Annotated in this window: 9 protein-coding genes; 3 read left to right on the top strand and 6 right to left on the bottom strand. The window is 46.3% G+C overall.

Annotated features, from left to right (window positions below; all coding sequences use genetic code 11):
• The first annotated feature begins 739 nt into the window (after positions 1-739).
• On the top strand, positions 740-16,423 hold the full coding sequence (locus ACF8EG_RS02720; protein ID WP_392419344.1) for a retention module-containing protein: 15,684 nt from the start codon (positions 740-742) through the stop codon (positions 16,421-16,423).
• Between the two features lie 115 nt (positions 16,424-16,538).
• Here ACF8EG_RS02720 and ACF8EG_RS02715 read toward each other — a convergent pair whose 3' ends face one another.
• The 3 genes from ACF8EG_RS02715 to yccS form a co-directional block, all read right to left on the bottom strand.
• Positions 16,539-16,838, bottom strand: a complete 300-nt coding sequence (locus ACF8EG_RS02715) for a hypothetical protein (RefSeq protein ID WP_069506070.1) — start codon at positions 16,836-16,838, stop codon at positions 16,539-16,541.
• Positions 16,839-16,919: 81 nt separating this feature from the next.
• Positions 16,920-17,117: a hypothetical protein gene (locus ACF8EG_RS02710; protein ID WP_045626526.1), complete on the bottom strand. Its 198-nt coding sequence runs from the start codon at positions 17,115-17,117 to the stop codon at positions 16,920-16,922.
• Between the two features lie 253 nt (positions 17,118-17,370).
• Positions 17,371-19,524, bottom strand: coding sequence for a YccS family putative transporter (gene yccS, locus ACF8EG_RS02705; protein ID WP_005454352.1), 2,154 nt, complete (start codon positions 19,522-19,524; stop codon positions 17,371-17,373).
• 458 nt (positions 19,525-19,982) lie between these two features.
• Between yccS and helD the strand changes: the two genes are divergently transcribed.
• Complete coding sequence (gene helD, locus ACF8EG_RS02700; protein ID WP_015313109.1) at positions 19,983-22,052, top strand: DNA helicase IV; 2,070 nt, start codon at positions 19,983-19,985, stop codon at positions 22,050-22,052.
• A gap of 78 nt (positions 22,053-22,130) precedes the next feature.
• On the opposite strand, the gene ACF8EG_RS02695 is transcribed toward helD, so the two are convergent.
• Together ACF8EG_RS02695 and torT are read right to left on the bottom strand one after the other, a co-directional pair.
• Positions 22,131-22,586, bottom strand: a complete 456-nt coding sequence (locus tag ACF8EG_RS02695) for a methylglyoxal synthase (RefSeq protein WP_005454351.1) — start codon at positions 22,584-22,586, stop codon at positions 22,131-22,133.
• A 63-nt stretch (positions 22,587-22,649) separates the two neighbouring features.
• Positions 22,650-23,699, bottom strand: coding sequence for a TMAO reductase system periplasmic protein TorT (gene torT, locus ACF8EG_RS02690; RefSeq protein WP_228750870.1), 1,050 nt, complete (start codon positions 23,697-23,699; stop codon positions 22,650-22,652).
• Between the two features lie 43 nt (positions 23,700-23,742).
• Here torT and torS point away from each other — a divergent pair, with 43 nt between their 5' ends.
• Entirely contained in the window at positions 23,743-26,709 is a 2,967-nt protein-coding gene (torS, locus tag ACF8EG_RS02685) for a TMAO reductase system sensor histidine kinase/response regulator TorS (RefSeq protein WP_069506067.1), read from the top strand.
• Positions 26,710-26,777: 68 nt separating this feature from the next.
• Here torS and ACF8EG_RS02680 read toward each other — a convergent pair whose 3' ends face one another.
• On the bottom strand, positions 26,778-26,969 hold the full coding sequence (locus ACF8EG_RS02680; protein WP_005454225.1) for a hypothetical protein: 192 nt from the start codon (positions 26,967-26,969) through the stop codon (positions 26,778-26,780).
• Between the last annotated feature and the right edge of the window lie 3 nt (positions 26,970-26,972).

Raw genomic sequence — 26,972 nt, 5'->3', positions numbered from 1 at the left:
CGTGATGAAAGCCTCAAATCAAGGTTAAGAGAAGGTTAGCGATTACGCAAACGTTTAGGGAGAAAATTACTGATAACTTTACTTATTATGTTGATTGATAATAACGATGGGATTGATAGCTCAAACTCAGTTGAATATATGGGCATATTCTCCTAATATTTCAAATGAGAATTATTTTTATTTGTGTCGTTTTTATGATGTATTTTTCTGCTAGTTTGGTTGTTTTATGCGCTGTTGCGCTTCGGACAAAACCTAATTCATGGTGTGTAGGTTTGCACATGGCTTTACACATGATGTTAGCCCTGTTTTTCCAACCTATTTATCTTGTTCAGTATTTAATTGTGACGTTCTTTTCTTCTCCTTTACTAATAAAGTTATCAACTCGCTCAAGTCTCTACAGTATGTTGTTTGCGTTTTTACCGCTTTTGATCGCAACTGGCAGTATCGCTTTTAGTTAAGTGACTTTGATAACTCCGTTTTTTATCAGACCGACTACACTTGTTTAGAAATAAGTGACGCATTTCATATAATTACTTGATATTGCGCCGCTAGGATATGTGTCCCATTTTTGTGACAGATAGTAACTTTAACTTGTTTTGGGATGTGGAACGCAATAAGTCGATTGTTTAATGAGTTGATAGTTAGTTTAATCAACCAACGATGTGCAAAACGCCACATATATTCAACTAAAAACTATGCAATAGGTTAATGGGAAACGTTGGCTATTAGCGGAGGTCAGATGAGTACGCAAACCGTGCCGCAAAACGCGATTGTAAATGCTGTCAAAGGGGAAGTTTTGGTATTGGATCTTACCGGTAAGATCCGAGTGGTAAGCGCCGGAGATGCGTTAAATTCAGGGGATGTCATTGTCACAGAAAACAATGCGTCTTTGGATGTTCTAATCAATAACGAGCTCTATCTTGTCGACCAAAACTGTGTCGCGTGTCTTCCTGAGCCTTCATCAGAACAACCGGAAACTTTGGTTCAAACCTCGGTTGATGGTCAAATTGCTTTCGACCCGACGGTGATTGATGGTGCTAATTTTGACGCAAATGATGTTGCTGCTATCCAACAAGCGATTTTGGAAGGTGCCGACCCGACGGCAATTCTTGAAGCAACGGCCGCTGGTGGCGATGCGTCTGGTTCGGCAAATGCTGGCTATGTGACGGTTGAATACAACAACCCAGAAATGCTTGCCTCGACGTTTTTCGAAACCTCTGCAATACGCACTGGCGTGCAAGATCGTGAAGAAACCGATGACATCAACGTCACGATTTTTGCTGATGGTGGACAATCTCTTGAATCGGAAGTAACCGAAGGTTCGATTTCCCTTACGACTTATCCTCAATCTATTGCAACCAGCGTATCCGTTGAGGCGGGCGATCTCCCGCTTGACCCTAGCTCATTTGTTCCATCTGCTGCTTCACTAGAGTCGCTACTGGCCGAGTTGAACACCGATATTCAATCTGGTGGTAAAGCTGTCGAGTTCTCATACGACGAAGCGCAAAATGCCATCATTGGTGTTCAAGATGGCAATGAAGTCCTACGTATTGAAATTGAAGCGACTTCGCTAGGTCGTGATATCGAGTTGGAGGTGACGACCACCATAAGCCAAGGCATTGATCATGTTGCGTCTGTAGATGACGGGCAGGTGTCGATTGTTGGTGACCGCATCAGTATTGAGTTTGAGATGACGGGTACTGATATTGGTGGTAACAGCATTCGTACGCCAATTGATTTTGTCACGACGATTATCGATGGTGATAATCCAGCGCCGCAAGACATCTCGTTTGAGAACGAAGAATCTTCATCGACGCCAATCACGGGGACGTTTGTCGAAATTGGCAGTGACCAGTTGGCTTCTGTCACCTTTAATCAGGAAAGTTTGTCGCAATTTGATGGTTTGTTAACTGACAACCAAGCGACGGTTGCGACCTTGTCTGAAGATGGCAGTAACATCACGTTAACCGTAGCTGGCACAGGAGAGGTGGTATTAAGTATCACTTTAAACACCAACGGCACGTACCAATTTGAACAGTTCAAACCGCTTGAGCAGACGAATGATAGCGATACGATAGTGCTTTCCCTTCCAACGACGATCGTGGATTTCGACCAAGATACGGTCAGCAATACCTTTGTGATTACAATTGCTGATGGCGATAACCCAGTCATTAACAATGTCACAAGCTTGTCTTTGGATGAGTCTGGCGTCGAGCAAGGTTCTCTACAAGGCATCGCGATTACTAGCGGTACCGGATCAATTTCGGCAGCTGCAGGCAGCGATATTATTGACCACTTCGAAGTAGAACCAACGGAATTTAATGTCTCTGGCGAGTTGCAATCGCAAGGACAAACTGTACTTCTTGAACTCACTTCTGATGTCAATGGTGTTCGTACTTACGAAGGCTACATTGAGTTTGATGGTGTGCGCATTACGGTATTCGACATCAGTATCGACTCTCCGTCTCAAGGCGAATATCAGTTCAACCTCTATGAACAGCTGGATCATACTGGCGCAAACGACGAATCGTTAACGTTCACCATTCCAGTTTATGCCGTTGATGCCGACGGAGACCGCTCTTCTTTGACGCTCGGTTCGAACGATGCCAAAGCCGCAGAAATCGTTATAGAAGTTAAAGATGATGCGCCTTCTATTGATGGTGTAGAAGCTTTAACGGTGGATGAAGACGACTTTGCGAGCATCGGCTCGGATCAAAATGATTCTGTTTCGGTTGACGGCAAGTTCACCACGACAGAAGGTTCCGACCGAGTGGTGAGTTATCAACTCGACGCATCGACCAATCCAATTGATGGCTTGACTTCACATGGTGAAGCCGTTGAACTGGTAGAAACCGCAAATGCCGACGGCAGCTTCACTTACACCGCGACAGCAAACGGCAACTCAGTATTTACGCTAGTGGTGAATGTTGATGGTTCATACAACTTTACGTTAGAAGGCACAATCGATCACGCTAGTGGTAGTGATGCGTTAACACTGAGTTTCCCTATTACAGCGACGGATTTTGATGGCGATACCAGCACCATGGTTTTGCCTGTCACCATTCAAGATGACGTTCCTACGATTGAGAATGTCGAGCCTCTCACTGTAGATGAAAATGACTTAATTACGAATGGTGGACAATCAAACGCACTGTTGGTTGAAGGGCAGTTCACGACCACACAAGGCTCAGATGGTGTGGTTCAGTACCAGCTTGAAACAGGTTCAGACCCGCTAAACGGTTTGACCTCCAACGGTCAAGTTATCACGTTGGCCGAAGTCAGTAATGCCGACGGTAGCTTTACCTACACGGCGACGGCAAACGGCAATCCGGTATTTACGTTACAGGTAAACAGTGACGGGAGTTACTCGTTTGAACTGCAAGGGGCTGTTGATCATGCTCCAAATAGTGACACCTTAACGTTGGACTTTTCCATCATCGCGACGGATTTTGATGGCGACACGAGCAAAATTACGTTGCCAGTCACTATCGTTGACTCATTGCCAGTTGTAACGGATTTTGAAGCGATCAGTGTTGATGAAGACGATCTGGCTGGTATCGGTTCAGACCAAAACGACCCAGTTTCAATTGATGGCCAGTTTACGACCACTGAAGGTGCAGACAGAGTTGTGAGTTACCAGCTTGACTCGAATGCGACACCTGTTGATGGATTAACCTCACAAGGCGTAGCCGTCACAATGACGGAAACTGCCAATTTTGATGGCAGCTTCACCTATACGGCAACGGCAGGGACAAATCCGGTATTTACATTAACAGTCAATCCCGACGGCAGCTACAACTTTACCCTTGAAGGCGCGATTGACCACGCAGCAAACAGTGACAGCTTAACGTTCAACTTCCCGATCACAGTGACCGATTTTGATGGAGACACGACTTCCGCCGTTATTCCTGTCACGATTACCGATGACCAACCGACTATCACAAATGTTGAAGCCATCAGTGTTGATGAAGACGACTTAGCGAACATCGGTTCGGACCAAAATGATTCACTTTCGATTGATGGTCAGTTCACGACAACGCAAGGTTCTGACCGTGTGGTGAGTTACCAGTTAGATACCTCTGTAGATGTGGTTGCAGGGCTCACCTCGCAAGGCAATCCGGTGACGTTGATAGAGACTGCAAATCCTGATGGCAGCTTCAGCTACGTTGCGACCGCTGATGGCAACCCTGTCTTTACGTTGGTAGTGAAAACGGATGGCAGTTATAACTTCACGCTGGAAGGCCCAATAGATCACGCTATTAATAGCGACGAGCTAACGCTGAACTTCCCAATTATTGCGACTGACTTTGATGGCGATACAACTTCTGCCACCATCCCAGTGACTATCGTCGACGATAAACCAGTCATCACGAATGTGGATGCAATCCAAGTTGATGAAGATGACTTGACGGGGATTGGCTCAGACCAAAATGATGCACTTTCCATTAACGGCCAATTTGCAACAACGCAAGGTTCTGATGGTGTCGTTAGTTATCAATTGGATGTTTCTGCCGACCCTGTCGCAGGGCTGACGTCTCAAGGCGTTGCGGTAACGATTACTGAAACGGCCAACCCAGACGGCAGTTTTACTTATCAAGCCACCGCAGGTGGTAACGTCGTCTTTACCTTGATTGTTAACGTAGATGGTTCTTATAACTTTACGCTAGAAGGCCCAATCGACCATGCCAATGGTAGTGACGATTTAACGCTGAACTTCCCGATTATTGCGACCGATTTTGATGGTGACACCAGCTCCGCGGTGATCCCAGTGACCATCGTCGATGACCAACCGACCATCACAAACGTCGATGCCATTATGGTTGATGAAGACGATTTATCGGGCGTTGGTTCTGCTCAAGATGGTGTCGTTTCTATTGACGGTAAATTCACCACAACAGAAGGCTCTGATCGCGTGGTGAGCTATCAACTTGATTCCTCGACGGATCCTGTTGCTGGCCTTACCTCACATGGCGAAGCGATTGTACTCGTAGAAACGGCAAATGCTGACGGCAGCTTCACTTACAGTGCGACGGCAGATGGCAATCCAGTATTTACGTTGGTAGTGAATACCGATGGTTCATACAACTTCACGTTGGAAGGCCCAATCGATCACGCTATTAATAGCGACGAGCTAACGCTGAACTTCCCAATCATCGCAACGGACTTTGATGGTGACACCAGCTCTGCGGTGCTCCCAGTGACTATCGTCGATGACCAACCGACCATCACAAACGTCGATGCCATTACAGTGGATGAAGACGATTTAACGATTATTGGCTCTGCTCAAGATGGCGTTGTTTCTATTGATGGCAAGTTCACCACTACGGAAGGTTCTGACCGAGTGGTGAGTTATCAACTCGACGGCTCGACGAACCCTGTAGCAGGGGTAACGTCGCGCGGCGAAGTTGTTGATTTGGTTGAAACAGCGAATGCAGATGGCAGCTTCACTTACACTGCGACCGCTGACGGCAACCCTGTATTTACGTTGGTGGTGAACACCGATGGTTCATACAACTTTACGTTGGAAGGCCCAATCGATCACGCGACTGGTAGTGATGAACTGACGCTGAATTTTCCAATCATCGCGACCGATTTTGATGGAGATACGTCATCGGCAACCATCCCTGTAACCATTGTTGATGACCAGCCAACAATTAACAATGTTCAAGCGATCACCGTTGATGAAGATGACCTCGCGCAGATTGGCTCGGCTCAAGACGGTTTTGTATCGATTGACGGACACTTCACCACCAATCAAGGTTCTGATGGCGTAGTGAGTTACCAATTGGATGCCAGTGCGACGCCTGTTGATGGGCTTACTTCGCAAGGTGTTGCGGTGACATTGAGTGAAACGGCAAATCCAGATGGTAGTTTCACTTATACGGCAACCGCAGGAACCAATCCTGTCTTTACGTTAACAGTCAATCCAGATGGTAGTTACAACTTTACACTCGAAGGCCCAATTGACCACGCGAGTAACAGTGACGAACTGACGCTGAATTTCCCAATCATCGCGACGGATTTTGATGGTGACACCACTTCTGCCACGATTCCTGTGACTATTGTTGATGACCAACCAGTGAGCACAAATGTTGAGCCAATCACGGTCGATGAAGATGACTTGATCAACATTGGTTCTGATCAAAAAGATGCGCTTTCCATAGACGGTAAATTCACTACGACTCAAGGCTCGGATAGTGTCGTCAGTTATCAGCTCGATGCGAGCGCGATGCCCGTTAATGGGCTTACTTCGCAAGGTGTTGCCGTAACCATGACTGAAACTGCAAACGCAGATGGCAATTTTACTTACACAGCAACCGCGGGTGCGAATGCTGTGTTTACGCTCGTTGTAAAACCGGATGGCAGTTATAATTTTACCCTTGAAGGGACACTTGACCATCCAATCGGTGCAGATGAGCTAACGCTGAATTTCCCTATTATCGCGACCGATTTTGATGGCGACACCACGAGCGCGACTATTCCAGTCACGATTGTTGATGATCGACCAACACTCGATGGTATTGGCGCAAACAGCGTACTAACAGTCGACGAAGATGATTTGCCAACCGTGGGTTCTAATGGCAATGAACCAACGAGTATTATTGGTAAGTTTGTCGCGACAGAAGGTGCGGACCGTATCGTCGAGTACCATATCGTTGACTTGAACACGCCAGTTCAAGGCTTAACGTCTGGTGGGCAATCACTGACTCTCGTTGAAGTTTCTAATTCAGGTGGCGTATCCGTTTATGAAGCCGTTATTGATGGAACAACAACACCTGGTTTTCGAGTGACGTTGGATGTTTCTGATGGCAGCTACAAGTTTGAACTACTTGAGCCACTCGATCATCCAACCGCGAATGGTCAAAACGACATCGTCATCAACCTTCCTATCGCAGCGACGGATTTTGATGGTGATGTTTCGAATACTCTCACGTTGCCGATCACTGTTGTGGATGACGTACCAACCATCGACGGTTTGGCTCAGGGTAGTGAACAGACCGTCGATGAGGATGACCTACCGCAGGGTACTGACCGTACTCAAGACACCATCATCGGTGGTACCTTCGATGTAACAGAAGGGGCAGACCAAGTCACCTCGATTCAACTGAGTGATTTGACGACGCCAGTTAGTGCATTGATGTCTGGCGGAGAGGCAGTCACCTTAGTCTTAACGTCCAGTACTGGCGGGGTGAATGTTTATCAAGGTATCACGGTTAATTCTCAAGAAGTGGTGTTTGAGTTAACTCTGAATGCGTCAAATAGCTCCTATGAGTTTGATCTTAGAAAACCACTTGATCATCCTGATGGCAATCAGCAAAACAACATTATAATCGAACTGCCAATCACTGTGACTGACGGTGATGGCGATGTATCACCAGTGTTCACGTTACCGATTACGGTGGTAGATGATGTACCCGTGGTAACGAATATAGACAGGTTACAAGTGCATGAAGATGATTTGCCGCTGGGCTCAGACGAGACCAAGGAGCCTCTAACGGTTTCTGGTCAGTTTGAAGTGACCAGCGCGGATGGTATCGACTCATTTGTTCTGGATCTCAATTCCAATCTACTGCCTGCACTTACTTCTGGCGGCGAGAGCATCGCGATTACTCAAGACGCTACAGCGTCAACGAGTGATGCTTTGGTTTATGTCGGAAAAACCGTTGGTGGCGACACCATTTTCACGCTGACATTGCATCAAGACGGACGCTACGATTTTGAATTGTCTGGCGCGCTCGATCATGCGACGAATTCTGATGACCTGACCATCAATCTGCCGATTGTGATTACCGACGGCGATAACGACTTCGTTAACGCGACGTTGCCAGTCACTATTTTGGATGATAAGCCGACGATTGAAGCTATTCGTCCAGGAAGTCTCTTGTCCATTGATGAGGATGACATTCCGAACAAAGGGTCGGATGGTCAAGGTGATCATATTATCGGCGGGCATTTTGATGTCGTTGACGGTGCAGATTCTATCGTTAGTTTCCAATTGGAGGATCTTGTCTCACCTGTTGCTGGGTTAACGTCAGCAGGTCAGCCACTAGAGCTTATTGAATACTCAAACGCGAATGGCGTGATTGAGTACCGTGCGTACGTGCAAGGCACTACCGATATCGTGTTTAAACTTACGTTAAATGCTGGAGAAGATAGGTATCAATTTGAATTATTTGCTCAACTAGACCATCCAAATGGCAATGGTGAAAACGAGCTAGTGATTGATTTTCCAGTGAATGCCACGGATTTTGATGGCGATGTGTCGAACACGATTAGTTTGCCAATTACCGTTGTTGATGATGTGCCGTCTATCACTGGGGTGGATAACAGTAGCCAGTTGACGATTGACGAAGATGATTTACCTGCTGGCTCTGATACTTCTGGCTTACGAGTGTTAGATGGACACTTTAACGTTGTTGCTGGCGCTGATGAAATCGTCAGTTATCATGTTTCTGACTTAGCTGGCGCGGTCGCTGGTTTGCAGTCAAATGGTCAAGATGTGGAACTAAGACTGGTCTCTGAAGCCGACGGTGTAAGCACCTATGAAGCGGTGGTTGTTGGCACGAACACGCAGATTTTCACCCTAACGTTGGATGCAAAAGACAATAGCTACCAATTTGAGTTAGTGGGTCCTGTGGATCATCCTGCTGGCGCGGGCGAAAACAGCCTAACGTTAGATATTCCTATTTCTGTTACTGACTTCGATGGTGATACATCGGCATCTGTGAACTTGCCAATCTCCATCGTGGATGACGTGCCGGAAATCAAAACGGCGACGCCGTTGTTCTTAGATGAAGATGACTTGCCTTCAGGCTCAGAGCTGAGCAAAGACAGCCTAGAGGCAAGCGGCAGCTTTGATAGCGTAGAAGGTGCGGATACGATAGTTTCTTACCAGTTAGATTTGTCTGGTAACCCAATCAGCGGGGTAACGTCAGGCGGCCAAGTGGTCACGCTCGTACAAACTGGTGTGAATAACAACAACTACACTTACCAAGGTCAAACGCCAGATGGAAAATCGGTATTTACTCTGGTGTTAAATGCTGACGGAACATACAAATTCACGCTAGAAGGCGTACTGGATCATGGTGTTCAGGGCGAAGATTTACTGACGCTCAATCTGCCTGTGTTTGCTACGGATGTGGATGGCGATACCGCTGGTATCAATCTTCCTGTGACGATCACAGATGATGTTCCAACGATTTACGATAGTTCCATCACTCGTGTTGAAGGACAGGGAACGCGAACCGTTCAACTGTTCCAAGACCCTGTAGAAGGCGACTTAAATTATGGTGCAGATGGCAGTGAGCTGACCTCATTTAGCGCAGACGATTCAGGTATCTATTTCAAACAGAATGGAATAGATATGACAACCGTTGATCTTAACGGCAGCAATCAAACGGTTTTTGTACATAAAACCTTAAACGGCGTTGACACTGAAATTGGGCGTTTGATTGTTCGAACTGATGGCTCTATTAGCTTTAGACCAAATGACGATCTTGATCATACCGATGCGGCTTCAATCGATTTCACGGTTCATGTTACGGCTACCGATGGTGACGGAGATACGAGTACCGCCGATCTCGACATCTCCGTGACAGACAGAAATGCACAAATCGATACCTCATCGGTGTTGTCTTTCGAAGATAAAGGCCGTGACGGCTCTATCCTTGGTACTGATAATGCCAATACGCAAGATAACTTATCTGGTCTAGATACTACGCCAGCGAAAGTCGATCTAGTGATTAACTTGCACGACCTCGATAGAAATGAAAGCCTAGGCGATATCACGATTCGCGATGCGAGTACGCACAACGGCACGTTCTATTATCGAAATGCCAATGGTGAGTACATTGAACTTACGCCAGTCAATGGCTCTGTTGTGTTGGACGGTTCGAATGTCATTCAATCATTCAATGGTGAGTTCGTTACGCTTGAGAACCTCTATTTTGTGCCTGACCGCCATTTTGCGACGGGCGATAGTGGCATAGATCCACGTATCCGAGTTGAGATCCTTAATAACGGTGTGTTTGACCACATCATCAATGGCAGGCTTAACATTCAAGTGGAAAGCGTTGCAGACATCGCGACTTGGACGGCAAACAGTACCTTTAACTACACGGTTGATGAAGATGGTAACAACGTTTCTCTGAACATCAGCGCGCAAACACAAGACAGCAGTAACCCAGAAAGCATCGTGTACGAACTTGTCTTTACTCAAGGTGAGGGCAACGCAACGCTAGTTTACTCAGATGGCAGTGCCATCACGCAAACGGGTGGGGTATACCTTGTTGATGCAAGTCGAATTGGCGATGTGCAAGTCGATCCAATTGATAACTTCTCGGGTGAAATAAAAATTGATGTCACTGCGATCACCACGGAGAGCGTGAATCCACTGACAGGTAAAGAAATGGCTCGCTCAGAAACGGAAACCATCGTCATTGATGTCACTCCGGTCGCTGATGCTGGCAGCTTTACCGTGAATCGCATCAATATTTTCGAGGACAACGCTCGCACTCAAGATACGGTCGATCCGGTTACTGACCACGACCCACTTCAATTAAGCGAAGTGATTTCAATGAAACCATCCGCGGATATGGATGGTTCAGAAGAGCTGTTTGTTCGCATCTCGAATTTCTCTATCGACGGCGTGACGCTTGTTTGGCTCGATGGCGCGAATCCTTCACAGATTGTTGAAGTGACGGATGGCAACGGCAATGTGCTGTATTACGAAATTCCTGAGTCACAGCTGACGAATGTAGAAGTGCTGCCACCACTGCACAGTAACGACGATTTCACCTTCAACGTAGAAGGCATCGTAAAAGACAGCGCTTCGCTTTCAACAGGCTCTGCGCAAGATGTACTTTCACTCGGGAACAAAACCGTCATTGTTGATGTGAAAGGCGTAGCGGATATTCCAATCGTTGAACTCAATGATAAATCAGGCATTTGGCAAGAGTTTGATGATGGCAACGTACGTGGCGTTCAAACATTTGTGGATGAAAATGGCCAAGTTGATATTTCGTTCAGCATTCTTTCTGGAGAAGTCAAAGACAACCCGAACGACCACTCTGAAACGGTAACTGTACTACTTTCCAACATTCCTGATGGCGTTGAGATATTTGATAATGATGGCAACTCGGTCGATTTAACGTTCGTTGGGTACGATGGTAATAACCAGCCAATCTATGAAGCGAATATTACGCAAGCAAATATCAACTCGGGCATTGTGATTAAACCGGAAGCATCGTCTACCGAGAATATTCACATCACAGCAACCACGATCGTTACTGAAAACGATGGTCATACGCGCACCTCAACTGGGGAAATTCGTGTGATTGTTGGCCCTGTGATTGACGCAAGAAATAACTATACCGTGGTTTCGGAAGGTGACGAAGATTCGCGCTTCAACATCGACTGGAAACCAACGACCAGCCAAAGTCCAGATGCCGATGAGTTCTTCTCAGAAGTGACGATTTCTGGCTTCCCTCCGAGTTGTACCGTGTTCGTGGATGGTGTAGCGCAAACGCTCGTCGCTGGTACGTTAACATTAACGCCACAAGCCAATGAATCGGAGCAAGACTTCTCTGCTCGCGTTACTCAGAGTGGTTATGTTCAAGTTGAGTTGGAACAAGATTCCAGTACCGACTTTGATTTGAGCACAACGTTGACTGTGAAAGAGATTGACCATGAGTACGTTGATGCGGCAAATCCAGGACAAGGGATTGCAGAAGCGGTGATAACTGGTTCGGTTCACGTTCAAGTGAATCCAGTTGTTGAACCAGAAGATACCTCTGGTGCGATAGGCGATCAAACGCACTTGCTGGTCACAGAAAGTAATGGTACTGCGATAGACGTTGTTAAATCGGATGCGCAAGGTGCAATCGACTTTACAATCAACACCTCGGCGGGGGGGCAAGCTGGTGCAAACATCATTAAATACCAAGAGTTTGATGCTTCTTCGGATGAGGTGGTGACTGAACTGGTTGTACAGCTGCACACGACCGATCCTGCCATTCTTAACCAGCTAGTTATTATCGGAGCACTGAATGAAGGTGACGGCCGTTGGACTATCATTGATGAGGAGAATTTCTGCATCAAAGCGCCATCTGGCCTTGATTTGACGCCGAACGACGACACTGACAATGGTGATAACGGCGGTTTATCGCAAATTGGTTTGACGATTTACGCGCGCGTAAATGACTTAGGTGAAGATTCGGTTGAAAAAGACGCGACTGAAATAAGACAAACTAACGTGATGTTGGAGTTCCCAACGGTTCTTACTCCGCAAACCAGTGTCGCGGCCGAAATTGATGTGACCGATGACGTACAAATTGAAGGCTCAGAAGACAACTTTGTCGATCTTGGTGCTCAGCTTACTTCCAAGACTGATGTGATCAATCCTGATGGTGTGGAAGACATATTGACCATCATCATTGACCCATCTTCACCTGGTATTCCGCCGGGCCTAATCATTACGGGTACGGACGTTGATTTCATCAACGGCAAATACGTATTCCAAGCGGATATCGACGCAAGCGGAAACATTGTTGGCCTTGAAGGCTTAACGATGCGCGTGGCTGAAGATTATGCTGGCGACTTCGTGTTACCTGTGAGATTTGTGACTAAAGATACGGGCTCAGCAGATGAAAAATCGTCCATAGAACTGATTCCGGTGCAAATTCTGCCAGTTGCTGACGTGCCAAGCTCGGCAGGCGACCAGCCGTTGGATCGCAACATCACGCCAGATGTCACAGTAGATATTACTGGAACACTTGGTCTTGATGCGAACAAGCAGCCTGTTGATGACCTCAATAACGATGTTCCAACCGCTGATGGTATTGGTTACGAAGATGGATTAATTCAGCTTAACTTGAACGTCGATTTTGCAGATGGCTTCAACAACACATTAGGCGGTAGAGAAACGTTAACCAACATCAAGTTGACGCTTGATGACACGACACAGGGTGAGTTTGTCGATAGCAATGGCAACAGTTTGGGCACGAGTATCGAATTTAATGAAGCCGATATTTTAGCGGGAGCGTTGGATAACGTTCTGTTCAAACCGAGTGAAAACTACCCGGTTGGTGGTGGTCAAAATACGGTGAAAATTAACATCGAAGGCGAAATCACAGACGTTGCCGTGTTTGACCAATCGACATTGATCAATCCGGGCGATAACGTAGATGTACGCACCTTTACCGACGACGTGACATTTGAAGTCACGCCTGTCGTGGATGACATCGTGATTACGGGAACCGATCCAAGTCAGCCTATCGTCGTGACGGGTGATGAAGATACGTTGATTTCACTCAACCAGTCAGGTACTGGCGTTACGATCAGTCTGACCGACGATGATGGCTCTGAAAGCTTTGTTTCACTTAAGCTGACTGGTATTCCGAATGACTTTGTTGTTGAGTCTAATTCATCCGATTACATTGTGAAAAACGCAGGCAATGGCGAGTGGAGCATTCAAGTTAAAGACTTGACGCAAACTTCCATCGACTTGAGTGATATTCAAATTAAGCCGCCAAAACACTTTAGTGGTGAAGTTGAAATCGGTATCTCTGTCTTCATTCAAGAAGAACTGTTGAAAGTGCCTACCGAGCGAAACAGCAACTTTACGTTAGTCGTTAACCCGATTGGCGACGACGTGGATGTTAACCCTGATACCCAAGTCTCAGGCAACGAAGGTGAAGACATTACCATCAACGTGAATGCGCTGGTGGTGGATAACAAAGAGTCGATTGGCGACGGTGCAAATTATCAAGAGAATGATCCAGAAACATTGAGGGTTGAGATTTCAAACGTACCAGATGGTGCGAGCTTGTCACTTCCAGATGGAACGACATTTGTTGATCAAGGTAGTGGTGTTTTTGTCCTTGAAATCAATGCACAAGACCTAGATCAAATCGTCTTTAACTCTGGTGATAGAAACGACAATTCTTGGGCTGGCTCGCTTCATTTTAAAGTGCAAGCGGTCGATACTGGCCTAGACGGTAGCCAAAGCTTGGGAAATGCGGAAGAGTTTGATGTGTCTGTCGATGTTACAGCGGTAAACGACAGACCTGATTTCGTTAATGTTGTCGATGTGGAAACACCTGAAGACAATGCCTTATTGCTAAATAGCTTCGGTATCTCTGATGTCGATGCGGTACTTGATAACCCGAATGCAGAGTATGTTCTTAATGTAGTGGTAGATAGCGGGTATCTCGCATTGAACGCTAACGTTATCTCGAAATATGGTTTGACGGTTCAGGGTGACGGTACAGGAGCGGTTGAGCTAAAAGGTTCAGTCGCAGATCTCAATGCCGCCATTGCAGAAGGATTGATTGAGTTCAACCCTGATCTCAACTTCTTCGGCGATGTTACCGTGAACATTACAGTCGATGACCAAGGTAACGAAGGCATTGTTATTAGTGGTGTTGATGACACTTTAAACACCAACAGCAGCAGTTTTGTGATTGATGTTACAGCCGTGAACGATGCGCCTGAAACGTCGCCAGTTACCTTGACCAGTATTGGTGAAGACAGTGGTGTATTTGCAATTTCTACATCAGATTTGCTTGTGAATGCCACTGATGTGGAAAACGACAACTTGACGGTGAGTAACGTTCAACTTGTGGACCCTAGTTCTGGCTCTTTGGCGTTTAACTCAGCCACAGGGAATTGGGAATTTACGCCAGCGCCGGGTTACAACGGCCCTGTAGAGCTGACTTACGATATTACGGACGATGGCACAACAAATGGTGTATCCGATCCTAAGACAGTATCGGGTTCTGCATCTTTTGAAGTGTTCGATGTAAACGATGCGCCTCAAACATCGAAAGTGACGCTTTCTTCGATAGAAGAAGACAGCGGCGCTGTAAGCATTACTGCCTCAGAACTATTGGCAAATGCAACTGATCCGGAAAACGATAACTTGACGGTCAGCAACGTCATGCTTGCGGATCCATCGGCGGGAACGATCACGCAGATTAGCGCGACGGAATGGCGCTTTGAGCCATCAGAAAACTTCAACGGCGACGTGAGTTTTGTCTATGACATTACTGATGATGGCACAACCAATGGAGCACCGGATCCAATCACAATCAGTGGCTCTGCGGTCATGAACGTTCAAGCGGTTAATGATGCTCCAGAGATTGATGGCTCATTAGTAACCAGCACGATCTTCGAATCGGCAGGTCAAAAAATATCAGGCATTACGATAGCGGATGTGGATTTCACTGGTATCCATGAGAACGAGATCATGACGATTTCGCTCAGTACGAGTGAAGGTGATGTCAGTGTTATCGCGCCATCCGGCAGTGGTGTTACGCAAGGTGTTGGTTTAGCGGGTGAAACCGTGTTGATGGGAACGTTGTCCCAACTTAATGCGGTGTTGACTTCGACAGATCCAAATGTCGGTGTTTTTGTCGATGCAAGTGACGTAAACAGTTCAGCGATTTCATTGACGGTTATAGCGGACGATAATGGAATTTACTATGAGAATTCCACAGGAACGTCGCTGCAAACCACCGAAACATTTGATATTAACGTGACACCAGTGGCAGACAAACCGACGCTTGCCTTTGACGCAAACTTTAATTACATCCAGCGCATTACTGCTAGCCAAAGTGCGAGTTTTCAGGGCGTAGCGTTAGTCGGCATTATTGCTGCACTGACGGATTTGGATGAAGTCTTAGCGTTAGAGGTGACAGGCGTTCCAATAGGCGCCACGCTAACGAGTGATGCAACCACATCGAGCATCAGTTTTGATAGCGCGACTTCGACTTGGACAGTGCCTGCTGATGAAATTGATACGCTTCACATCGATAACGTGCGCCAAGGTGATCACGATATCACGCTGACTGCGGTTTCAACGGAATCGAATGGCGATCAAGCGTTCTCAGACCCAATCGATATCAGCATCAATGTTACGTCCAACAGCCGTGACATCGATGTTTCTTCTGAAACGGAAGATAATCTGTTACTTGGTAGTGATCGCGGAATTTCCCTCATCGGCGGCGCGGGTGATGACCGCATTATCGGTGGTGACGGCGATGATATTCTCATCGGTGGTCTGGGTTCGGACATCCTAACGGGTGGCGGTGGTAACGATATCTTTAAATGGACTCAAGATACCGTTGACGAAGGTGCAGTGGATACCATCACCGACTTTACGCTTAATGAAGACACGATCGATCTTAAAGACGTGATTGCGGATTTAAATGACCCAATGGCAGGAATTGATGAGTTACTTGCGCATATTCAAGCGGACTACGATGCCACGACAGACAATGTGTCTTTGAGCATTACTACTGATGCTAACGTTCATCAGACCATTGTGGTTGAGAACTTAGGTCAGGCAATAGACTTTAATGGATTAAGCTCAAACGAGATTGTTGAATCGCTTCTTAATCGAGGTGTTATTGATAACGGATAAAGTGATTTGAGAAATGAAAAGTGCGGCGGTTAGATTTGACCGCTGCGCTTATTAGCGTTTGGTGCTCTTGAATATCTGGAAAGGGAGTTAGGTATAATTTTTGAACTTGGTTTCTTTAGACGTGAATGTCGAGAAGGCTGCCAATTACCTCGTTATTTTTTTCCACAACGGACGCACCAATACGGTTGTAACTTGCGGCTTGAGTAACTTCGATAAGAGGTTCGATAACAGTGGCATGTGCGGCTAGGGAAGGGGTCGCGGCGAAAGCCACGTTTTTAGCGAGTTCGACTTTATTGAATGATAAGTCTTCACCGCCTTTTACGAAGGTTTGTTGAATCTCATGTGCAGCTTTATCCGCCATCTTGTGCGATAACTGCATGATTTGTTGACCGGATTGAATCCCTGAAACTGGCATGATTATAATTCCACTTATTATGCTGCTGTTAGCATAGGAAGTGTTTATAAAACGTGCAAGTGATTTATATCAATAACTTAATCAAACAAACAGTTTAGATAACATTTCACGCTCTTCAGTGGAGAGCAATGGCTTTTCCTTTTTGTTCAGCGTCATGCTGATTTCGCCTTGCAATGTTTTTAACTGACTTGCCGTCAGGTCTCCAAGCTTCTTTTTTAGCTCTTTAAATTGTTGCGCTTTCATCTCTGTATCCTCGCTGTACTCAGTTTTATCCTTCATGTCCTGTCTAACGGCCTCCGTGGCCACACAACATACTTATTCAATAGAATTAGATTAGAATTTGATCGATGGTTTTTTGTCCGAGTATTGTCAAGGTGCGTTAAGTGATACGTAAGACTTTTCCTATGAAAGGTAATTTTACCTACTTCGGGTTATCTAAAATTAAAAAAGGGAAGCAAAAGTGCTTCCCTAATTGCATAAAGAACGCGCGTTAAGTCACATGCACCTTTAAGTTAGTCTCTCTAAGGTCGAGTTAGTTCACACGAACGGCAAATTTGCTCGCCAGCGAGTGAAGCTCAGGCAACATGCGATAAATAAGGTGGAGTTGCTGAAGCACCATACGCGCCGAGCTGTCATCCTCATCGCGCCATTCGTTCAAACGCTGCTCAAGTCCCGCATCGTCAATGTTGGATAAATCGCACTCTTCGCAATGTTGGTGTAATTGTTGATGCAACACATCCAAATGCTGGTGGATACAACGGTGAGCATCCAGAACCAGTTTATGAATGGATTCATCTTCGATGCGAGTACGATGGGCACCTAAAGCAGAGATGTAGCTGAGCATGGCGTGGTTGAGCGTCAGAAAGCGGAAGCTCTCATCGACGGCTGCGCGATACTTACCTGGTTCAGCAAGCATTGTGCTGATTGCTGACGTCAATGTCGCATCATTATTGTGAGCCTGACGACGAGCAATGCGGTAGCTCAGGTTGTCTTTCTTACCGATACGATATTGGCCGATGATCTGATCCAAATACTGTTTATTCGCATCTATCGCATCAGACATCACTTTATGCAGTCTTCTCGATTGCCAGTCAGGTAAAATGAACATCACAGCCGCGACGGCTAGCGCGCAACCAATCAGTGTATCGGCAAGCCGAGGAAGCACCACTGCGTAGCCTTCACCTAACTGGTTGAACAGGAACAAGACTAACAAGGTGATAAATCCGGTCGCGTAGCCGTAGTTGTTCATCCTAAATGCAAAGAACATCACGCCCGAAACAACGATAAACACCAACTGACTTTCTTGAGAAGGGAAGAACGTTAGCAGCGGTACGCCAATCAATAACCCCGCTAAAGTACCGATCACACGAGCCGTAAGTTTTTGGCGCGTTGCACTGTAGTTCGGCTGACACACAAACAGCGTTGTAAGCAAAATCCAATAACCACGGTCAATATCAAACAGCTGAATGATGCCGTACCCAATAGTAAGCGCAATTGACATACGCAACGCATGTCGAAATAGCATCGAATCTTTATGAAGGTTAGCCGAAATGCGTTGCCACATCGCTTTCAACGTATGTGGGTTAGTATCGGCAAGCGTGTCTTCTTCTAGGCGTTCGGCATCCGGGTTATTGATGTTGTTTAGCTGCTTTTCAACCGTAGCGAGGTTGTTGAACAGGTAAGTTAGCTGCATTAACAAACGCTTCCAATGACCTTGTTGCTGCTCTTCCAAATACGCCAGTGAATTTTGTAGTTCTGCCAGAGCCAGAATCGACTCATCGGTGTGAGTGTATTCGTTGCCGAGTTGAATAGCTTGAGCAATATCTCGGCAAGCTTGCGCTTGTGTCTCAAGAAGATATTTAAAGCGGAACAGTACGTCTGAACGCTCGAACTCCGTTGCCAAATCTTGGTAGCGGTAGTGGCTCGAACTCACGCGTTCGTGAATGTCTTGCGCGATAAAATAGATATTCAAGAATCGGTCACTTGGGCCGTCTACATGACCACGCTTGGAACGGGTGAGTAGCGTTGCTTTACACGCATTGAGTGCGGTGACCGTTGCAGCATTAAGGCGAGCCGCTTCAATACGCATTGGTTGCGGTGCAAGGTTCGTGACTGGGTGGAAAAGCTTGGCTTTGGCATCGAGATAATTAGCAAGCGCAAGAAACACGTTCGCGAGGCTTAATTGCACCGGCTGCAACGGCCAGAACATTTGCCAGATCATCGACATAAAGTAATACCAAGCGGCACCAGTTAGCAGTAACAACGGCTGGAACCAAATGTTCGTGCTTTCGTGCGCGCCGAGCATGGTGTAAATGGCGATCAGCAACGAACCAAATGCGATACTGGCATATTTCGGCCCAATTGCGCCAAGCATGATAAAGCCAAACGTGGAAATAAACAGACCCGTGGCAAACAGCCAAGGGGTGTGAAACAGTATTTCAATAGAGAAGGCCGCAACCGCGAAACAGATAAACGTGAGAATCAGAGCTTTGATTCGTCCCATAAAGCTGTCATCACTTTCCGCTAGTGCAGCGGCAATCACACCTAGTATGAGAGGTGTGATCAAGGTGTTTTGTCCGAAGTACCAAGCAGGAATAACGACACCCAACAGGGTGATCAATATAAGAATGCTGTAGTTTATGGTTTTATTTGCCCAATAGAGGCGAAATTTAGAAGCTGCTTGCACAATGCGCCTTACTTTTCCGATAAAAACGGAGAAAAATTTCCAATTTCACTCAAGGATGACGGCGTTAGAAAGTTGACGTTCTCACGGTTAACGCTCACCAATTGAGCCTTAAAACAAACGGCTTTCACGGGCGCTATCATCTTGAAGTTGTTTGGATATGTTACCAAGCTCACTATAGCGTGTTTATGATTTAATTTAAGAAAAAATCGCGCTTGGTTATGAAATCGACAGAAATGTCATTGACTTAAGAATGCAGAGCAGTTTTTCGGATGCGAAAACCGTCTAGAGTTTGGGTTTATGGCGTTGAAGTAATGACAATTATGTTCACAAAATCAGCAGTAATGTGAATTTTATTAAAGAATCAAGGAAGATGCGTATTTAGGTGGCGGTCGCTGCTACAATTTGAAGCCCTAAAATGATATAAATCGACAACTTCTCACTTAAAAGGCGCACGTTTCATGCAGCTTACTGCCACCAGCAAAGCACAGTTTTTTATTCAAAATGAGTATTATCATGTCGAAATAAAAGAGAACAGTGTTTTATTAAGCTCAATTGGCAGTGAAGAGCATATTCCTTTCACCGTCTGGAACGGTAAAGTCAACGTGAAACGCGGCCTGTTTTGGAGCTCGCTTCAGTTCTTCGCTCACGAGCAAGATGGCAAGCAACAAAGTTGGTTAGTACAAGGTTTACCTTGGCCTCAATGCCGTAAGTTTGCGTTAGAAGCTGTGCGTCAATATCAAGAGTGGCACAACACTCAGTGCCGAAAACTGGCGGAGTACCTTCCTAAATGGGAAGAAGAGTTGTACCAGCTCAAACACCTTCCTGCCTATCTTTCTCATTCTCAAGTTATGGCGTGGGTAGAGAAACTCAATCAAGAACTCGCAGAAATCAAGACCAGCCTAGACGAAGCTAAAATGCGCATGCCTAATCGCATGGGTGAAATTGAGCCTTGGTTGGTTGACACCTCTCATACGCTGGGAGAACGCAATCACGAATGGCTGGAGAACGAACGTCCTAATTGGGAAGTCTTGTTCAACCGTATTGAGTCATCTCCGCTGAACTTGTCGCAACAATACGCAGTGTTGCTCAATGATGATCACAACCTTGTTTTGGCTGGGGCAGGCTCGGGCAAAACCAGCGTATTGACTGCAAGAGTGGCTTACTTACTTCAAAGCCATCAAGCTCAAGCGGAAGAACTTTTGATGCTTGCGTTTGGCCGAGATGCCGCGAAAGAAATGAAAGAGCGTTTGGTTGATAAAGTCGGCTTGGCGGCAGAAGGCGTAAGAGTCAATACCTTTCATCAACTCGGCTTGTACATTCTTAATCAAGTCGAGCAGCAGCCTGTCGAAATTAGCCCTCTTGCATTAGACGATAACCAACGCACGGCTTGGTGTGTCGACTGGTTGAAAAAGCACTGGATGACACCAACAAATTTCAAACGTTGGCAAAAGCATTTAGATAAATGGCCTATTGCTTATCTGAAAGGTGATGATGAGCTGGGTAGCCATTCGGAAAATCCGAAGCTAATTGCTTGGTTGGATTCTCAATTGTCGCATTTAGCTGCTGTTGGTTTAACGAAAAAGCAAGTGCAAGAGAAGTTGGTGGATCACCAAGACTATACGCGCCTCAATAGCGAATTAGCACTGTGTTGGCCGTGTTTTTCTGCATGGCAAAAAATGCTCAAAGAGAGCAATCAAGTCGATTTCCCAACCATGATAAGTCGAGCAACGGATTACGTGAATAAAGGGAAGTTCGTATCGCCTTGGCGTTTTGTTATGGTCGATGAGTATCAAGACATCTCTCCAGATCGTTTGGCGTTGATCGAAGCGTTATGTGAATCAACGGAGAAGCAGCCTGGCGCAACCTTGTTTGCCGTGGGCGATGACTGGCAAGCGATTTATCAGTTTGCGGGCGCAGATGTGGACTTGATTACTGGGTTTAAAGAGCGATTCGCTCACTCTACGGTACATCACCTAGACACGACCTATCGTTTCAATAATCAAATTGGCGATGTGGCGAATACGTTCGTGCAGCAAAACCCATCACAATTACCGAAGACGCTCAACAGCCACAAACAACGCAAGCAAAAGAGCGTGCACACAGCGCCAAGCAACCAAGTTGAGAAAATCCTCGATCAATTGAATCAACAAGCGAAACAAACTAAGTCTGTATTGCTGCTTGGCCGTAACCATTACCATAAACCCGATTTGTATGATGACTGGTTAAGACGATTCCCGAATCTCGATATTCGTTTTATGACTTGTCATGCGAGTAAAGGTCGAGAAGCCGATTTTGTGATTATTTTGGCTGTGGATGAAGGGCAGTTCCCAGCGAAGAAGAAGCAGATTCACATCGACGGTGCGTTGACCGAGTCCAAAGACAAATTCCCGTATGCCGAAGAGCGCCGACTGTTCTATGTCGCAATTACTCGTGCAAAAGAGAAAGTGTGGATCACGCATACGGGGGCAGGTTCTGCATTTGTGCAAGAACTCGTAAGTGGCGACTACCCAATCGTTACCTCACGCTAAACGCACTTTTTCAACCGTTAAAAACAACAAAGGCGATACTCAGTATCGCCTTTGTTTTATCTATTCGATTACGTCGATTTACATGCGTTCTGCAAGGTAAGCTTCGTAATCTGGCACTTCGATGTCGACTTCTTGTTCTAAAAGAGGAGAGTCGAAGAGGAATTTTGCCGTTGCACGGTTAGTCGCAACTGGGATGTTCCAAACACTTGCGATACGAAGTAGGGCTTTCACATCAGGGTCGTGAGGTACGGCGTTTAGTGGATCCCAGAAGAAGACCAACACATCGATTTTACCTTCCGAAATCAATGCTCCGAGTTGTTGGTCGCCACCCATCGGGCCGCTGATCATACTCTTAATTGCTAAGCCAGTTTCTTTGCTCAGCATGTGGCCAGTTGTGCCTGTAGCGTACAAGAAATGGCGTTGCAGCTTTTCTTTATTCTCTTTTACCCAGCGAAGTAGCTCAGGTTTGCAATTGTCGTGGGCAACCAATGCCACGTGTTTATGCGCAGGCATGGTACGAGTCGTTTTTTGCATCAAGTTATTCCGATTTTATGATTATGAACTGGTTATCTATCAATAAAACACTTTTTTAGCGCATCAATCAACAGCCTTTATGCTGAATGTCGGCCTATATTCTGACGGAGATAACGATTCTTCAATTGTGTCATCGTGAAGCGTCTTTGGCGTCAGTGGTTTGATGATTGGCGATGCCTGTTTTTCATACGGTTGATGGCGTAAATAGTGCGCCGCTTGCATGACAGACAGGCGGCCTTGCTGCACCATTTTGTCTGTCGGAGCAAAAAGCACTTTATTGCGCAGAAGACCACGATACACACCGTGACTCAAATACACCGATACCAAACCAATATCATGGGTTTTATCTGCGCTGCGCAATTCACTGATGGCTGCTTCTATGGCGACCGCACTGCCGACGATGTAATCAATGTTCCCCATATCAATCACGCGTTGCACTAGGTTACGCTGTAACTCTTTGTCGTTGTCTGCCCAAAAGGAGTCAACGATGTGGATGTCGCTGTTTTTGATAGCTTCATAAAACCCTGTTGTGACAGGCTTAGTGCCACCACGAGTACGCGGGCCAAGCAGTAGGGCAATATTGGTTTTACCTGAGCCTTTTGGATGGCGCTCGGCTAAGTACTTACCGGCCTCGTAACCCATCCAATACCAATCGACACCGACTTCGCCTTTGAGCAGTGTGCTCTGTTCTTCATCAAGATCGAGTTGGTTGACTGTTGCAAATACGGGCGTGTTGCCGACCCAACTTTTTAAGTTGTGTTCATAGGCGTGAGGATCAACCGTGCCTAAAATAATGGCATCCGCACCCCATTGGGTGCACAGCGCAAGTTGCTGCTCTTGACGACTTTTATTTGGGTAGCCACCTGCTTCTAATACGCGCAGATTGACGCCTTGTTTCTCTGCTTCAGAGACCATTCCATAGTTTACTGATAACCAGTAAGAATCCTTTAAATGAGGGTAGATCGCACAGATCTTTTCAGCGGCCACAGAAGGTAGTGAAGCGCAAAGTGACGCTGCCAAGACTGAATGCTTGAAAATTGTACGAATTGAGCGTTGATTTATAACCATGAAATGAAGTTCGTTGGCATAGATTAAGTAAACACTGCAAAATATAACGTAATATGTCGCCGAACACGAACATTAAGGTCATGAAAATATGTTGCTAGCAACCGCAAGCATCGGTCGTAAACTTCTGTTGTCATTCATCGCGATGGCAATGCTGGTCATGTTATCAGCATTGATTGGCGTATCCGGCTTTTCGCTGGTGGCAAAAACAGAAAGGAACGTGGTAGATGCCGCGATCCCCGCCATGATAGAAGCGCGACAAGTCTCGGAATTGAGTACTCGAATCATTTCATCGGTGCAAATGCTCTCTAATGCGCAAAATGAGCAAGAGAGGAAAGAAGCCGGGCGAGTGTTGTTCGAACAACTTGAATCGTTGTTGACGCACATTAAAGAGCTAGGCGGTGAGTCGTTTGATTCAAAACTGCTCGATGCACTTGAAAGCAATGTTCAGAATGTGATCAATAACCTCGCGGAGCTTGGTGTCACGGTTGAAAGAAAGTTGTGGCTCGCGAAAGAAATTGATACTCGTGTTGAAGAAATGCGCCTGCTGAGTGAAGAGTTGGAACAGCTCACTCGCACTCAAGTTCAAAACACCAGCACGATTGCGGTTGCTAACGTAACCCATATTTATGACCTGTTAGAAGCGAACAAAAAAGACCAAGTCTATCAAGCGCTCGATGCCTTAGTTGAAGTCGATCTTGACCTAACCGAGCGTCTGCACGAGCTGCATCTTCTCGCTTTTAAAATGCTTAATCAAATTGAAGAAGCACGCACTCTGACCAACGTTGATCGTATCCAACAAATCCAGACGGCGTTTGAAAACAATCTTAAGATCATGAAACGCCGCGTCTTAGCGGTCGAAGACCCAACACGTTCAAAACAGATGAGCCAATTGCTCACCGAGCTCGGTAAGCGCCAAGTGGTATTTACCATTTTGCTGCAACAATACGAAAACAACGAGCAATCTCAACAGTTGATGCAGAAAACGCTGGAGCTGTTTTCTGAATTGAACAGCACCGTGAACAAGCTGGTGGACGATTCCAACAAAACCACCACGTTTGCCGTTGACCAGCTGACCAATACGCTGAAATTTGCCCAATGGTCGCTAACGGTGATCTCGATTGTCGGCTTGATTGTGGTTGTGCTTATCCTTTGGCGCGTGGTGTACGTGTCGGTAGTGAAACGTCTGGCGGAATACTCTGCTGCGCTGCTTTCTGTTGCTCAAGGTAACTTGGCTGTTGAACTAGAAGTTAAAGGCAAAGACGAACTCGCGCACATGGGGCAAGCTATCATCACCGCCCGCAATACCGCCCAAGCGCTCAAAGTGGTGGCAGAAGGGGAGGCAAAAGCCAAACGAGAGCTGGAAGAGCACAAAGAACACCTGGAAGAATTGATTGAGCAGCGTACTTCGCAGTTGAGACAAGCAAACCTGCGCTTGAATGAAGAGGTCGTGAACCACGCTCAGGCGCGTAATGAAGCCGAGCAGGCGAGCCGTGCGAAATCGGCCTTCTTAGCGACAATGAGCCATGAAATTCGAACGCCGATGAACGGCGTGCTCGGTACTGCTCGTTTGTTAATGGATTCTGGTTTAAACCCAATTCAAAAGCGTTACGCGGAGATCATCAACCGCAGTGGTAAAACCTTGCTTGCCATCTTAAATGACGTTCTGGATTACTCGAAAATTGAAGCCGGCCATCTTGAGATTCGCCGCTTGGGCTTCGATCTACATCAAATGGTTGAAGACACGTTCCAACTGATGAACAGCCGAGCGCAAGAGAAACAACTATTGTTCTCTTACCACATTGAAAGTGACGTCAGCCGATACTGGAAAGGGGATGTAACGCGCATTAGCCAAGTGCTGAACAATCTAGTGGGTAACGCGATCAAATTCACTGAGGACGGTGAAATTGATATTTACGTCAGCCTGAATCCAGAAGACGAATCGCAAGTGCTATTTGAAGTCTCAGATACAGGTATCGGCATTTCGAAAAAAGATCAGGAAACTCTGTTTGATGCCTTCACGCAAGCAGAAGGTGGTCTGAACCAAATCGGTGGTACAGGGCTTGGTTTGGCGATCAGCAAACGCATCGTAGAAGCCATGGGCGGCGTGCTAGAAGTCGACTCAGAAGAGGGCGAAGGCAGCCGTTTCTGGTTCTCCATCCCACTTGAAGAAAGCGAGCCTGTGGAAGTCGGTGTTGTGGCGAGCGCTCGCTGCAAGGTGAAAGCCAAAGTGCTGTTGGTCGAAGACAATGAAGTAAACCGCGTAGTGGCGGAAGGTTTCCTCCAGAGCATGGGGCACCAAGTTGTGATGGCGGAAGATGGCCTGCAAGCTGAACGAATCATTGATAAACAAGATTTTGACATCGCGCTTGTTGACATCAATTTACCTGATTGCGACGGCACGGATTTGATTCAACGCTTAAAACGCATCGAACGTAACAAGTCAGGTGACAAAGCGCTGTCACCGACACCTATGATTGCGGTGTCTGCTCATGTTTTTGCGGAAGAAGTGGAACGCTACTTGGCAGCGGGTTTTGATGGTTACTTGCCAAAACCGGTTGAGAAAGAAGCCCTTGCTACGTTGATTCAGGATGTTCTGGATGGCAAACAATTACTGCTTCCGCAAAGTGGAGAATGCTTACCTCTGAACGAAACGAGCGATACCAATCTAACTATTGAAAATCAGGTCGAACAAGACCACCAACAACGAGAGGAACCAGAAATGGTCATCATTAATCCAAGCGTGATCCAGTCCGACATGAAGATTTTAGGCAGAGAAAAAATGCTGCATATCATCGACTTGTTCAGAAATACCAGTGCGGATGTACTTGGACAGTTGGTTGTGTCAGCAGAAAAAAATGACAGCCTAGCAGTGAAAAATCTCGCTCATAAACTAAAAGGCAGTGCGGGGAGTTTAGGTCTTACTGCGTTAATGAACACTTGCCAAAGTATCGAGATTGCTGCTGAACCGCTAGATACATACAACGCTCAGCAAGGTTTATTGGACGAGCAAGTCGCTGCGTCAGTTAATGCACTTGATGAGCTGATGGCAGAGTAAAGCTCTGCTTTTTAAACCTAAACCTAAACCTAAAAACAAAAACCTCCGGTAAATGCCGGAGGTTTTTTCTATTTGGTCATGTCATCTTCCCACTCGAATCGAGTGTCTAAGGCATAAGGGTCATCATCTAATGGATGTTCCACTTTGCCACGCAAGTATTCGAGTTGATGCTCAAGCATGTTGACCGTCTCGTAGTCTCCCTCTGAACAAGCAACGTAAATTTGTTGCTCCAGAGCGGCAATGTTGTCTCGGATACCCATGAG

This window comes from Vibrio sp. YQ_11 (genome assembly GCF_043103065.1).
Classification (GTDB): domain Bacteria; phylum Pseudomonadota; class Gammaproteobacteria; order Enterobacterales; family Vibrionaceae; genus Vibrio; species Vibrio parahaemolyticus.
Note: the sequence above shows the minus strand (reverse complement) of the source record. Positions and strands in the feature narration are given on the sequence as shown.